The organism is Bacteroides sp. BFG-606 (genome assembly GCF_024788145.1).
Lineage (GTDB): Bacteria > Bacteroidota > Bacteroidia > Bacteroidales > Bacteroidaceae > Bacteroides > Bacteroides vicugnae.
In genome coordinates this window covers 5,469,501-5,483,395 of the sequence record NZ_JANUIL010000001.1, presented here as the reverse complement: position 1 = coordinate 5,483,395, position 13,895 = coordinate 5,469,501, and the positions used below count along the sequence as shown (strand labels likewise).

15 protein-coding genes are annotated in these 13,895 nt (G+C 37.6%); all 15 read left to right on the top strand.

The genetic code is table 11. The annotated features are described in order from the left end of the window. The first annotated feature begins 74 nt into the window (after positions 1-74). Entirely contained in the window at positions 75-1,034 is a 960-nt protein-coding gene (locus NXV01_RS21225; protein WP_259023186.1) for a hypothetical protein, read from the top strand. Positions 1,035-1,158: 124 nt separating this feature from the next. Continuing rightward, positions 1,159-2,316 carry a hypothetical protein gene (locus tag NXV01_RS21220; protein ID WP_259023185.1) on the top strand — a complete coding sequence of 386 codons (1,158 nt, stop codon included), beginning with the start codon at positions 1,159-1,161 and terminating at the stop codon, positions 2,314-2,316. Between the two features lie 129 nt (positions 2,317-2,445). Continuing rightward, positions 2,446-4,038: a hypothetical protein gene (locus tag NXV01_RS21215; RefSeq protein ID WP_229128680.1), complete on the top strand. Its 1,593-nt coding sequence runs from the start codon at positions 2,446-2,448 to the stop codon at positions 4,036-4,038. 37 nt (positions 4,039-4,075) lie between these two features. Then, on the top strand, positions 4,076-4,564 hold the full coding sequence (locus NXV01_RS21210; protein ID WP_259023184.1) for a hypothetical protein: 489 nt from the start codon (positions 4,076-4,078) through the stop codon (positions 4,562-4,564). A gap of 44 nt (positions 4,565-4,608) precedes the next feature. Continuing rightward, positions 4,609-5,421, top strand: a complete 813-nt coding sequence (locus NXV01_RS21205) for a hypothetical protein (protein ID WP_195650334.1) — start codon at positions 4,609-4,611, stop codon at positions 5,419-5,421. A 100-nt stretch (positions 5,422-5,521) separates the two neighbouring features. Continuing rightward, positions 5,522-5,674, top strand: coding sequence for a hypothetical protein (locus NXV01_RS21200; protein WP_195650365.1), 153 nt, complete (start codon positions 5,522-5,524; stop codon positions 5,672-5,674). Between the two features lie 34 nt (positions 5,675-5,708). After that, a complete protein-coding gene (locus tag NXV01_RS21195; protein WP_259023183.1) occupies positions 5,709-6,752 on the top strand; it encodes a hypothetical protein in 1,044 nt (347 codons plus the stop codon). Between the two features lie 29 nt (positions 6,753-6,781). Next, positions 6,782-7,204, top strand: coding sequence for a hypothetical protein (locus tag NXV01_RS21190; RefSeq protein WP_143259645.1), 423 nt, complete (start codon positions 6,782-6,784; stop codon positions 7,202-7,204). Between the two features lie 77 nt (positions 7,205-7,281). Beyond that, complete coding sequence (locus NXV01_RS21185) at positions 7,282-8,238, top strand: hypothetical protein (RefSeq protein ID WP_259023182.1); 957 nt, start codon at positions 7,282-7,284, stop codon at positions 8,236-8,238. 121 nt (positions 8,239-8,359) lie between these two features. Continuing rightward, positions 8,360-9,517, top strand: a complete 1,158-nt coding sequence (locus tag NXV01_RS21180; RefSeq protein ID WP_259023180.1) for a hypothetical protein — start codon at positions 8,360-8,362, stop codon at positions 9,515-9,517. Positions 9,518-9,605: 88 nt separating this feature from the next. Continuing rightward, positions 9,606-10,403, top strand: coding sequence for a hypothetical protein (locus NXV01_RS21175; RefSeq protein ID WP_195650337.1), 798 nt, complete (start codon positions 9,606-9,608; stop codon positions 10,401-10,403). Between the two features lie 150 nt (positions 10,404-10,553). Then, complete coding sequence (locus tag NXV01_RS21170; RefSeq protein WP_259023179.1) at positions 10,554-11,474, top strand: hypothetical protein; 921 nt, start codon at positions 10,554-10,556, stop codon at positions 11,472-11,474. An 87-nt stretch (positions 11,475-11,561) separates the two neighbouring features. Next, on the top strand, positions 11,562-12,311 hold the full coding sequence (locus NXV01_RS21165) for a hypothetical protein (protein WP_195650339.1): 750 nt from the start codon (positions 11,562-11,564) through the stop codon (positions 12,309-12,311). A gap of 439 nt (positions 12,312-12,750) precedes the next feature. After that, positions 12,751-13,584, top strand: a complete 834-nt coding sequence (locus tag NXV01_RS21160; protein WP_259023178.1) for a hypothetical protein — start codon at positions 12,751-12,753, stop codon at positions 13,582-13,584. Between the two features lie 9 nt (positions 13,585-13,593). Further along, on the top strand, positions 13,594-13,803 hold the full coding sequence (locus tag NXV01_RS21155; RefSeq protein WP_195650341.1) for a hypothetical protein: 210 nt from the start codon (positions 13,594-13,596) through the stop codon (positions 13,801-13,803). Positions 13,804-13,895: the final 92 nt, after the last annotated feature.

The following is a 13,895-nucleotide window of genomic DNA, read 5'->3' as shown; positions in this document are numbered from 1 at the left end:
ACCATTTTTGATAAATATCAAATTGAATAATTGGTTGGCTTTAGCTGTATATATATGACAAGAAAACAGATGAAATGAAGCAACGGAAAAAAAAGAGCAACAAGCAATCGAGGCGTGAAATCATAGCCGATGTCAAGCGTAGAGAGGCTGAGTGGAGAAAGAAAAAGAGAAAGGAAAGGTGGCGTATATGCAAATCCCATATCATGTTGTGGGGCACATTTATATCTTTCTTCCCATTACTTATATTCGTCACGCTGTCAGATATACGTAATACCTTCACCAATGTCATGCTTGGATTGATAGCCATTAACGGTGGGATTTACCTGTTTATGTACATCCTGTCTAAAGAAGCCCGGAATCTGGCTATCCGGATACCTCTGAAAAATGGCGAAAGTACGGGAAATACGCAATGTTTGCCGGATTCTTCGGAAACTTTGGTAGAGCCTGAATATTTAAGCCGGTGTGATGACAAACAGATTGTCATTGATAATGATGACGTATTGGCGAGGATTTTTCTGTTTTTGCTCCTTTTTATTATCTTTTTAGCCCTGGTCTATTTTGCAGATGCCACTCCTTCAAAACTTACAACTGAAGATTATGGAAGTACATTACTGCTTCTTGAGTTGTACTTGCTCATCCTGACACCAGGAATAAGTGCCATTCTACAGCCTTGGCGGCGGATTGTTTTTGATCGTGTTTCCAGGACCGTAACTATACCAGGACGACTTCTGCTGCATAAAAAAGAAACGATACCTTATAGTCAGGCTGAACTCACGATTCGTTATTACATGGGGCCTGGTTCGCTGGGGTGTGTGTCAAGTATAATAATTTCCAATTCCAATTCACCCAGTCTGTTAAGTGGAGTTTCCTTGATGGACGGTGATATGGATAAAGCCAGACGTTTTGCCCGCTTCATACAACTATACATGGAGGAAGAGGAATTGCCGGATATGCCGGAATTTGAGAAATACAGAAATAAGAAGGAGCAGGAACATACTGAAATTGAGAAAGAAATCCCTATATGGAAGAGATGAATGTACCTTTAGATGCAAGAAGGCTTCTTTATCACGAAGCAAAGACTGTATTAGAACAAGTATTTATATCTCCGGACAGTAAAGATGTGTGGGATTTTTGAAAAAAATAGAAACAGGTATGGAAATGGAAACAGATAGAAACCGTCCCTCTACAATCAGAATAATATTTGGCATCATTGTATTGCTATGCGGAATTCCGGTATTTTTGGTTTGTTGTAATGGAATGTGGCGCTTTACCAATTGGCCTTATGAGGAGCTATGGATTTTTGAGTATGTATGGGGTAAGCTATTAATACTTTTCGTATCCGGAATGATATTTTTGATGTCAATAGGACTGATTTTGGTAGGTGTATTAATCGCAACAAAGATATGGATGGGGAAAAGCAGAATGATGGAGCATATTATATATCCCTTTCCAACTGTATTAACGGCTGAGCTTGCCGATAGCATGAATGTAGAAAGAGCTGATGATAAATTTTTCGTCTTCAATCCGAGTTCCTTAATCCGGAGTACTTTGATAGTCATCGGGGGGATTCTTTCATGCGTAGGAATAATCGTCATTTATCGAGAAATAAATGATCCATCTAGTGATCTTTATTCACCTCCCATAAGTGGAGGAATAGTAGCCTCTTTTTTTCTGCTTTTAAACGGATTACTTGCTCCTTCCCGTCGTTTTGTACTAGACAGAATGAAGGGTACTGTGACTTTTCCCCGCCATTTGTTTTTTCCACGTTGTACCATTCCCTTTTCAAAAGTAATTCCGGGGTATTCTAACGGAAACTTAGGTTTTGCACATCCTTACAGTGGAATTGTCATTCCTGTCCTTGGTGCGTATGATTCCGGCTGGTGGTCATTTTATGTCCTCTATATGGATAAAAATCGTCCGTTACCTCAAGGGGACACTTTCGATCCTTACAGGGAGAAAGACTTTTTACGCCGGAAGGCAGAAGGATTCCCTAAACCGATATATCCTAATACCATACTTGTTACAGATGCTTATATGGGTTATATATATGGTACGGATGAGTTTAAGCAGAGATTATCTAAAATAAAACACAGAATAGTATATTATTATGACAGAGTGTCATGGTATTGTCAGAAGCATGAAATAGAAATACCGAATGATAACGATTTGGTCTTAATCGGTATCTGGAAAAAACAATTTGTATTTAAGTTGTTCGCTCCTGAAAATGTGGAATATATCATACTTCCCGACGACACCGTACTGACCGACTGTTTTCTTTGTGATAGTAACACAGCGGAGGTAAAATATATCAAATAACCTGATATCTTTATGATAGCGTTAGATTATTATCAAGGATACAATAATTGGAGATGGAAATTTTAATTAAGTGCAAACATTATCAGGGAGATGAATATTAATACGGAATTTTAATTTGACATATCAGTTATGAGACTAAAGACAGTTATAATCACGGGAGTAACAAGTCTTTTCGGCTTGGTTGGTTGCACAAAGGCACAGGTAGGGAAACCGGTTTTCAACTTAGACAATCCGGACTACGGCCTAAACGTAGCCGCTATGATGTCTTCCCTCTTAGATACCACACAGCAGAAGATTGAAGCGCGGTACAAAGTAGATACCCTTAAATTTTACAACACGGAAACGGATGAACTGTTTCCGCCTTTGGTGGCTTACAGAAACAAGGGAGGCAGTAAAAGAACGGAAGCCACTTTCCGGGGATTTGACTTTACAGACCTCGGCATGGTAACAACAGAACAAGGCGAATTAGTGCAGGTAAAAGGCAAGAGGGAAACAGACGAAGAAGGTTTCGCCAAGTTGGTGAAAGCAGCCACAAAGAAATATGGAAAACCACATTTTGAGGAGGGAACCGATTTTGAAGGACGACCCGGGAAACTGTACCGCTGGGAAACAAAGAAAGAATATATCCAGTTATATGCCAAAAGTAACAGCAGTAAAGACACACTTGTCATTGCGGCGGCAGGCAATGAAAACGGGCTTGTCAACATGGAAAACGACAAGCCGCGTCTGGACGTAACACTATGGCGATGGAAAAAAGAATATCACGATTGGCTCGTCTTCGAACTGGACTATTGCGTGCTTGGAGAGGAAGCGCCAAAACTATCCAGCTTGTCTAATATTCAAAGTGCAGAGATGTATACACCGGAATGGGTGAAACCGTTCCTTATTACTGCACATAATCTGGATGCTTTGGAAAACTCGGGTGATGTATGGGGTAAAATCGAAGCCAGTTTCTATTATCGTATTCCGAACGGTAAAGTAATCGATGAAACCGGTATAACAGATTCTGTAGAAATCAACCGGGAGGCTTGCCTTCCTTGCTGGGACTTTGAAGAGTTTAAGAGCAATTTCAAAGACGGACTTAGCACCACAGCATATATGGCTCGCCAAATGGAAAAAGGCATGAAGTTTACGGAACTGATGGAAGACAAAGAGCTGTGCCCCAATATTACGTATTATGGTGAAGCGAGATGGAGGGAAAAAGTGACAAAATCCGTTATTGTGACGTTTCATTCGAATGGGAATATAGAATGGGAGGAGAGATACCTGACGGAAGATGAAGAACAGCTCCCCCTTGTTGCCGGTGAAACGAGATTGCGGAGAACAAAAAGACTATCCGGTATTGTGGAGTTTGAACGGAATGAAAAAGGAGATATGACACTGAGAAGTCCTGATGCAGATGAATATGACATATGCGATATGTGCCTTATTATTGATGACAATGTACAAGAACGACTGCATGGAAGGTGGTATATTATGGAGGATAAAATAGCATACATGATAGAAATACAAGAAGAATTGCGGAAAAGCGGTTTGGATTTGGAGCATACAACAGCACGTCTGGTGAGAATGCCGGCAATTCCTTTCGCTTTTTTCACTGACGGGAAAAAGGATATGTTTATGAATATCGACAAACAAGGCTCCAGTATCTATACTCCTAATGGCCGTGAATGGAAAGCAGGCAAAGTTTACCGGCTTTATGATTATCTGATAAGTTGGTGATTAATCATGGAATCGCATTATATGAAGTGAGGGATTAATGTCAAATGAAAAGATAAGCAAAGCAGTTTTTGTATTTGTGTTATCCCTGTTTGTTTGCGTGCAAATGGGATGTACACATCATCGTTGTGTTCCATTCAACCGGAAAGGTTGGGACGAATGGGGCGGTCATTATTATTCCAGAAAGTTTATGATTGACGATTTGATAAATAACCGTTTGAAGACAGGGATGACCTTCCGGGAAATACTGGACCTATTGGGAGAATCCTATTTTGTGAATGAAGAGGATTCAATGCCCGGCATCCGTTACGAAATAGACGTTGAGTATCAATTCCTCGACATCGACTTCTACAAAGGAAAAGACCTATTCATAAAATTTGATAAAGACTCCTTAGTGGTCAGCTATAAACTTATTGATAGTAAAAGAGTGTATTGGGATTATTATGGCGATGGATCGTATAGTATAAACGGAATAGATAATATATTTACTTCAGCACCTAATAATTACAAATATGTTTATTCTGAATAATATCATTTAATTAACCGATATGTATAACTGTAAAAATTGATAAGATGAATAGAAATTATTTCGCATTAATAACTTTCGTGTTATTATTAAGTTGTTCTGGAGCAGCAAACAGAAAATCCACTTTAACACCCACAAACGATACTATTGTTACAAACATAGCGTCTGATACACTGAATAGTATGAATAATGTCTCAATAGATAAGAAAACCGCTCTTGATAGTGTTAAGATGTTACTTCCGGGAGGAAGATATACGATAGGTAAAGAATCCCAAATTATAAATAACAGTTGGAAAGAATTTTATCGTGATACTATTACTGGGAATTATTGTATAGATAGAGCAAAATATACAGTAAGCACTTATACAGACGAATGCCTTGGGATGGAGTGTGAATACATTAAAAGCGGTAGAAACAGTCTGTTCTTTATTAATATGCCTACTTTAAAGAATGGTATTGTAGATAGTATCCCTATAGGAACGGGATATATTGCACCTAAAACGCCTATGGTTATAAACTTTAATTCTTCTAAGTATACTATCAGTGTTTTTGCAGAACTTTCGGATGAAAATAAAGAAGAATACGAACCTAATAAAGAGTATTCATATTGGTGTAATTATAAAATGACTCTCTGTAAAGACAATTCACAAGAAGTGGAGTTATTTAATATCGATAAGTTTTATGATTCAGTACTGCGTCTTTTATTTGCCGGTGACATAGATGGAGATGGGAAACTGGATTTAATATTTGACTCACATATAAACTACGAAGAAGAATCAATCACATTGTTTTTATCATCTTTAGCCGGTAATGGTATAATTACTCGTGTCGCAAAGGCTTCTATTTCCTATGATTGTTAATAAACGTCTATAGGAAAGTCCTGCGTGGAGTAACTCCCAGACCTATCTGCTCTACCCGATACAGAGATTATTTTGACAAAACCTTTAAATGGGAGATACAATGAATGATTTTCATTTTAACGATTATTTCCCGGAAGAAGGAGATGAAATATCCGGTTTCATAAAAGGTCTGTTCATGAGAAAAAAACAAGAATATAAACGATTAACGATGCGGGATTTGCAAGAGGGAATTATTAAAGAAAAAATCTATTGATTTGCCGACGCTATCCTGCCCTAAAATTAAGTATATGAAAATAAAATTATTGCTTTTGGTCGCCGTTTTGTATGCTTGTGGAACTAAAACTGTTTCGGAAGAGGAAACTTATGACCGCATAACCGTGACGACTTATGAAAACAAGTACGATGAAAAGAATCGTTTGTCAGAGGTGCAATGGACCAGAACATCTCGTATGTATGAAAAAGATGCTGAAACAATGGAGGTGACTGAAAATAAGAGTACGGATTATTATACGTATACGGACAATGAAAAATTTACCGTAGAAAGAAAATCGAAGACGTCGGGCAATATTGAGATGATGAGATACGCTCCCCAAAGTGAGGAATCGTTAACATTGAATGCCCAAGGGGATACCGTTGATTATTCGTTGCGGAAATATTACGACAAACGCAAGCGCAAACCGGTATACGTCAGAAACATAAACAATGACTACGTATTGCTTGAAGACAACGACTATGAGGAAAAGAATGAATACGACGGAGGTGGTAATCTGAGAAAAAGTGTGCAATGCTATTTTGACACGGGGAAAAAGAGAACCACTTACTTCTTTCGGGGACTATCTTATGAAGAAGCCGAAAAAAGGATTCCCCGTACAGACGGGGACTATGACATCGTGTGCAATATAGAGAAAATATCAGGAGACACTCTTATCGGAGAAAGTATAAAGAATGGTATTGTCAGTCATATCGAAAAGACGATTGTCGAAAAAAACGGAAAGAAGGAATTTAGATTCGATGCTGACATGAAGCTCACAGGCAGTTTCACGGAACTTAAGTCGGATGGTTTTGATATTCACGTTGATTGTATCGGGAGCGATTTCATTGATAGCACTTATTATAAGAATGGGAAAGAGGTTAGATGTGTTTATCTTTCGGATACATCCAAAGATATTGTACTTTTTAAATATGACAAACAGGGAAATATTGTAGAAAGGGTGGAAAAGACAAAGTATTTTGATACACGCAATGAAGAGGATTTAATCAATGAAATGCTGCAGGTAGTGAAAGAGAATGAGAAGAAGAAAGAAAATAGAAAGCGATTGAAAATAAAATAGGTTATGGGAAGTAAATATTTAATCGGGATATGAAGGGATTTGACAAGTTCTTAGACAGAATGACCATTATTGTTACGATAATCTTCACGATATTCGTGATTATCAAAATCGGAAACTTGTGGATCGGGCTCCATAGCCTCATCATCTCACCCATGACTGGGCTTTTTGTGCTTGCCACCTATGAGAACTGTGCCGCCGGATACAGGAGATCGATGGAACAATACAGGAAGGTGCTGGAATCCGACAGGAAGATGCTGGAACGAGCGAGAAGACAGAAATTGAAAAAATCATATCATGATTTTAAAAAAAGAGTTGAGAAAATCCGTTCAAAAGAGTTAAGAGAAATCCGTTGGAAATATATATATTGTGTCATCATGGTAATAATGTGGAATATAACCGAATTCATAATAATGGCACTCCTTATGGACGAACCTCGGTATTCTTTTTTTTGAGGCATTCCGGGAATTTTAATAGAAAATATGGATTTGCCATTTAAATAAAATTATAATATGACAAGGAAACAGATGAAATGAAGGAACAAAAAAAAAAGAGTAACAAGCAATGGCGTCGTGAAATTATAGAAGCTGTCAAGCGTAGAGAAGCCGAAAGGAAAAGAGAAAAGTGGCATGTAAGGATATGTTGGATATCAATATTTGCAGTAGCTTCGATCACGGGTTGGGTTCCGGTTTTGATGGTAATACTAAATAAGGGTAATAATACAGTAACCTTCACCAATATTTCACTCGGCTTAATTACGATTACGGGTGGCGCTTGTCTTTCCGGAATGATTGTGTTATATATTATTTGGAAATTGTTTCCCAATATATCATTAAAGAATGACGGTAGTTTAAAAGACATACCTTTGCCGGAATATTTAATACCTTCTGTTGGAGAACATTCATTCAAGAGGATTGATGATAAACAGATTATTATCGTCAATGATGGTATTTATGAAAGAGTTCTTTGTTTTCTTGTGCCTTTTATCCTATTCATATATTTGGTGGGTTATGGTAAAATTACTCCTCAGAATGTTGTGCCAGAAGGCTACTCAAGAGCCTTACTTCTTCTTCAACTGGATGTTGCTATGTTATTAGGTATGATAGGTATTTGCCTCAAACCATGGCGTAAAGTAGTTTTTGACCGTACTACTAAAACGATAACTATTCCTGCCCGATTTCGCTTTCAGAGGAAAGAGACTATTCCTTATGAACAAGCGGTGGTTACCATGTCTTTTAATTCAGAAGCGAAGTCATTTAGTGGTAAGGGTGAAGAGCAGATTGTAATAGCCAATCCGTCCCGTTTTTTGGGTGGAATCACTTTAAATATATATGGGGGTATGGATGCTGCATTACGCTTTGCCCGCTTCATACAAGTATACATGGAGGAAGAGGAATTACCGGACATGCCGGAATTTGAGAAATACAGGAATAAGGAGGAGCAGGAACACGCTGAAATTGAGAAAGAAGTCCCTATATGGAAGAGATAAATGTACCTTTAGATGCAAGAAGGCTTCTTTATCACGAAGCAAAGACTGTATTAGAACAAGTATTTATATCTCCAGACAGTAAAGATGTGTGGAATTTTTAAAAATAGAAACAGTTATGGAAATGGAAACAGATAGAAATCGCCCCTCTACAATCAGAATTATAGCCGGAATCATGGCATTGCTATGTGGATTTCCGGTATTTGGGGGTTGTTGTTATGGAATGTGGCATTTTATAAATTGGCGTTATGAGGAGCTATGGTTTTTTGAGTATATATGGGGTAAGCTATTGATACTTTTTGTATCCGGAATGATATTTTTGATGTCGATAGGACTGATTTTGGTAGGTGTATTAATTGCAACAAAAATATGGATGGGGAAAAGCAGAATGATGGAGCATATTATACATCCCTTTCCAATTGTATTAACGACTGAGCTTGCCGATAGCATGAATGTAGAAAGAGCTGATGATGAATTTCTTATTTTCAATCCGAGTTCCTTAATCCGGAGTACTTTGATAGTCATCGGGGGTATTCTTTCATGCGTAGGAATAATCGTCATTTGTATAGAAATGAATGATCCGTTTAGTAAACTTTACTGGCCTCCCATGAGTGGAGGAATAGTAGCTTCTTTTTTTATGCTTTTAAATGGATTACTTACTCCTTCCCACCGTTTTGTACTAGACAGAATGAAGGGTACTGTAACTTTTCCCCACCATTTGTTTTTTTCCCGTTATACCATTCCTTTTTCAAAAGTAATTCCGGGGTATTCTAACGGCAACTTAGGTTTTGCCCATCCGTACAGTGGAATTGTCATTCCTGTCCTTGGGGCGTATGATTCCGGGTGGTGGTCATTTTATGTCCTCTATATGGATAAGAATCGTCCGTTACCTCAAGGGGATGCTTTCCATCCTTACAGGGAGAAAGACTTTCTGCGCCGAAAGGCAGAAGGATTCCCTAAACCAATATATCCCAGTACATCGCTTGTAACTGACGCTTATATGGGTTATATATATGGTACGGATGAATTTAAGCAGAGATTATCCAAGATGAAACTCGGAATAATACATTGTTATACAAGAGTTTCATGGTTTTGTCAGAAGAAAGAGATAAAATATGGCAACCCTAACGATTTGGTCTTAATCGGCATCTGGAAAAAACAATTTGTATTTAAGTTGTTCGCTCCTGAAAATGTGGAATATATCATACTTCACGACGACACCGTATTGACCGACTGTTTTCTTTGCGATGGCAACACTGCGGAGATAAAATATATCAAATAACCTGATATCTTTATAATAGCGTTAGATTATTATCAAGGATATAATAATTGGAGATGGGAATTTTAATTATTTATACAAACAGAAAAAGATGAAGTCTATAATAATATTGTTCGGCATTGGTTGTATATTCATGCTGTCTTCGTGCAACAGTTGTGCTTCTACCAATGATAAGTTATTGAATGGAATTGATAACCTGATAGGTAAAGTCGACCGGTTTTTAGAAGAAAACAAAGCCGTTGCTAAACCCCAACCGCCTATTGATTACGAGAAGGAAGGGGTAAACACCAAGCACTTGTTTATTTTTACGGATACCACCATGACCTACAATGGCAAATCGTTTATGCCGGGAATGACAATCGGTGAGCTGTGCGAGATATTTGGACAATACGAACGCCTTGCAGAGCCCGGAATTTATATTTGGGACTCTATAGGGCTTCGGATGACTTCATTGGATAAAAGTGGAAAAAACAGTGCTCCTATTAACGGGATACTTATCAATTGGAATATAGATTTGCGTGGAGTTATCAGTGAAGACAATATAAAATGGCTAAGAAACCGTGGTCCTCGTCACTATTTCACAGGTAAAATCATTGTAGGTGGTGCTGTTTTGGGTAGAGGGATGCATATTGATGAGTTCTTAAAAAAAACGAGTTTGGAGTTCGATAATGATCCGTTCCCGCTACTTTATTTTTGTCATCTTGATAAGTGGGACTATACGAAAGCTCCTATTCACCGCAAAGAAGAATACTATACTTATGAGATTGGAAAATCGGATGATGGTACTGATATTAAACATTTTTATATTGGAACCAACTCTCGTGTCATTGGCTCTCCCGTTCCTCCCTATGATGGTCCTGAATATGAAAAGTATGTGAATGTAGAATGATACAGCAAGAGATATGGGAATACAGAACTATAAATCAAAGTGATATGAAACCAGAAACAGCATACAAGTTGGTAAAGATGGTAAATTATATACATCTCCTAAAGCAAAAAAAGAAGAATTGGAAATTTATGAAATAAAGAAAGAAATACAATGAAAAGCCATAAACAATATAAAAATGAAAATCAACGTTGGACTGAGGAGATTCAAGCGTTAAATGAAGCAGTACAACGTGATACGAAGAAATGGAAAATTATTGGATGCTTCTTTGCCTTGTTTGCAAGTCTATCATTTTGTGGCTCATTTTTTGCGGCTTGCTTTATCTGTGAGATAGCAACAATAACTAACTTGACTTTATCAGTATGTATTGCAATATTGGGATTTTTTTTTTGGTTAGTTCTGATATTTTACAAAGTAACTCCTAAAGTTTTTCCTAAAATTCCCCTCACAAATAATGATAAACTTTGGAGGTATAGTTATTTTGATTTCCGAGACAAATGGGTGTATAAATACATTGATGTATTTATACAGTTCGACGAAAAGAGAATCGTAATAGATGCCACCGATTCTACAAGGAGAGGAGCACCAATATTTTTCCTTCTTATCGTGATTATATTGCCTTTATTAGGCATATATCCTTTTCAAGGAGGAAATAATAGTTTTGCTGAAAACTACACGATTATTTTGATTAATTGCGTTTTAATATTGTCGGGAATATTTAAATTCTTATCCCCCCGAAGAACAATTGTCTTTGACCGGGAAAAGAAGACAATCACTATTCCTCGCCGTTGGCTAATCCATAAAGAAGAAACGATACCATTTCAAAAAGCGGTGATTTCCTTTGGGCAGGATGCTCTCCGAGGAATTGATGGCGTAGTCATAGCCAATTACCAGCATCTTGTTGGTGAAGTTTCTTTGCAGTTTGCCGGCCGCACAAACGGGTATTGTTTTGCTCGTTTGATTCAAGCTTATATGACTGAAGACGATTTATCAAATCATCCTGAATTTGAAACTTTCAAGCAGATACAAAAGGAAATAAGAATAAACAAACTACGGAAAGAGACTGAAAAGTAATGAGAGAACAAACATTTCAAATTATAAAATCATGTCTACAGAATAGAATAAGTAGATTTATTTTTCATAATAACATGCCTAAAAGTGATGCTTGGATTGATAACTATTAATGGTGGATTTTTCTTGTGTGTATACATTGGGTTAAAAGCTGTTTGGAACATGTACCCCAAAATACCTCTGAAAAATGACGGAAAATTAAAATTGATAGCTTTGCCGGATCATTGGAAATCCTCGACTGGTGAAAAATATGAATTTAACCGGATTGATGACAAACAGATTGTCATTGATAATGATTACGTATTGGCGAGGATTTTTCTGTTTTTGCTCCTTTTTATTATCTTTTTAGCCCTGGTCTATTTTGCAGATGCCACTCCTTCAAAACTTTCGACCGAAGGTTTTGTAAATGCGTTATTATTCCTTGAAGCTGATGTAGCTATGTTATGGATGGCAATCTGTCAAATTCTTAACCCTTGGCGGCGGATCGTTTTTGATCGCGTTTCCAAAACTATAACTATACCTGCCCGATTTATATTTCAGAAAAAGGAGACAATACCTTATGACCAGGCAGTGATCACACTTTTTGGCAATTATCATGCGAAGACTCTCAGCGGCAAGGGTGAAGAGGAAATAGTAATCGCCAATCCACGCCGTTCACTGGGCGGAATCCCCTTGGGCATTGCTGGCGGTATAGATGCTGCTAAGCGCTTTGCCCGCTTCATACAAGTATACATGGAGGAAGAGGAATTGCCGGACATGCCGGAATTTGAGAAATACAGGAATAAGAAGGAGCAGGAACATGTTGAAATTGAGAAAGAAATCCCTATATGGAAGAGATGAATGTACCTTTAGATTCAAGAAGGCTTCTTTATAACGAAGCAAAGACTAAATTAGAACAAGTATTTATATCTCCGGATAGTAAAAGCGTTTGGAATTTCTAATTATAATAATGAATATGGAAATAGATAGAAACCGCCTGTCCACAATGAGGATAATTGCAGGAATAATTATGATTATAAGCGGCATAGCAATAGGAGCATTAGGATTTTATAGCATGGCGTATCTTAAGGAGTTATCCTATGGCAAATTATGGATCTTCAATTTTTTATGGGGCAAGTTATTGTTACTTCTTGCATCCGGAATGACATTCATCCTAATAATAGGATTAATAGTTATTTGCACATTGATAGCACTAGCCATTCTTCAAGGTAAGCAGCGTCTAATGGAGCATATCATATACCCATTTCCCACTGTATTAACCAACGAAATTGTCCGAGATATGAAAATAGAAAGGGTAGATGATGAATTTTTGATTTTCGACTTGGGATTTCTAATAAGGAAAACTTTAATAATTGTTGGAGGAGTTCCGGCCTTTGCCCTTGCATGGGCTATTTATGCAGACATGGATAACCTTTACGGTGATACATATTTCTCCCCTATACCCGGAATGACAATTGTAATGTTCGTCATGTTTCTATATGGGTTATTTCCTCCTTCTCGACGTTTTGTATTGGATAGGATGAACGGAACTATCACTTTCCCCCGACATTTGTTTTTCCACCGTTGTACCACTCCTTTTTCAAAAGTAGTGCCGGGTTATTCTGTAGGCATGTTGGGATTCGCACATCCCTATACTGGAATCGTTTTATCTGTCCTAGGACAATATGATTCCGGCTGGTGGTCGTTTTATGTTCTCTACATGGATAAAAATCGTCCGTTACCACAAGGGGATGCTTTCGACCCTTACAGAGAGAAAGACTTTTTACGCCGGAAGGCAGAAGGATTCCCTAAACCGATATATCCTAATACCATACTTGTTACAGATGCTTATATGGGTTATATATATGGTACGGATGAGTTTAAACAGAGATTATCCAAAATAAAACACAGAATAGTATATTATTACGACAGGGTGTCATGGTATTGTAAGAAGCATGAAATAGAAATACCGAATGATAACGATTTGGTCTTAATCGGCATCTGGAAAAAACAATTTGTATTTAAGTTGTTCGCTCCTGAAAATGTGGAATATATCATACTTCCCGACGACACCGTATTGACCGACTGTTTTCTTTGTGATAGTAACACAGCGGAGGTAAAATATATCAAATAACCTGATAGCATGAAAGTACAGAAACCTATGACTAATTTGAAAGCACTGTCTTTAATGATATTGCTTATAGCATTTGTGGGGCATAGCAATACCCAAGTGGAAACAAAAATAGGTATGAAACAGCAAATAGCAAAAATGGAAGAACTGATAAAACAAGAGTTCCAAATGGTAAAGACTTATCCCGAAAAGCCGGCTTACTATGTACAAGAGATTGGGTAAAATTACCAGTAAAACATGGAATCTGTAATTTAGGTATCTTTCTCTGTAATTTGTCTACATTCGATCTGCTTTTATTTCTCTACTTTTGCAAA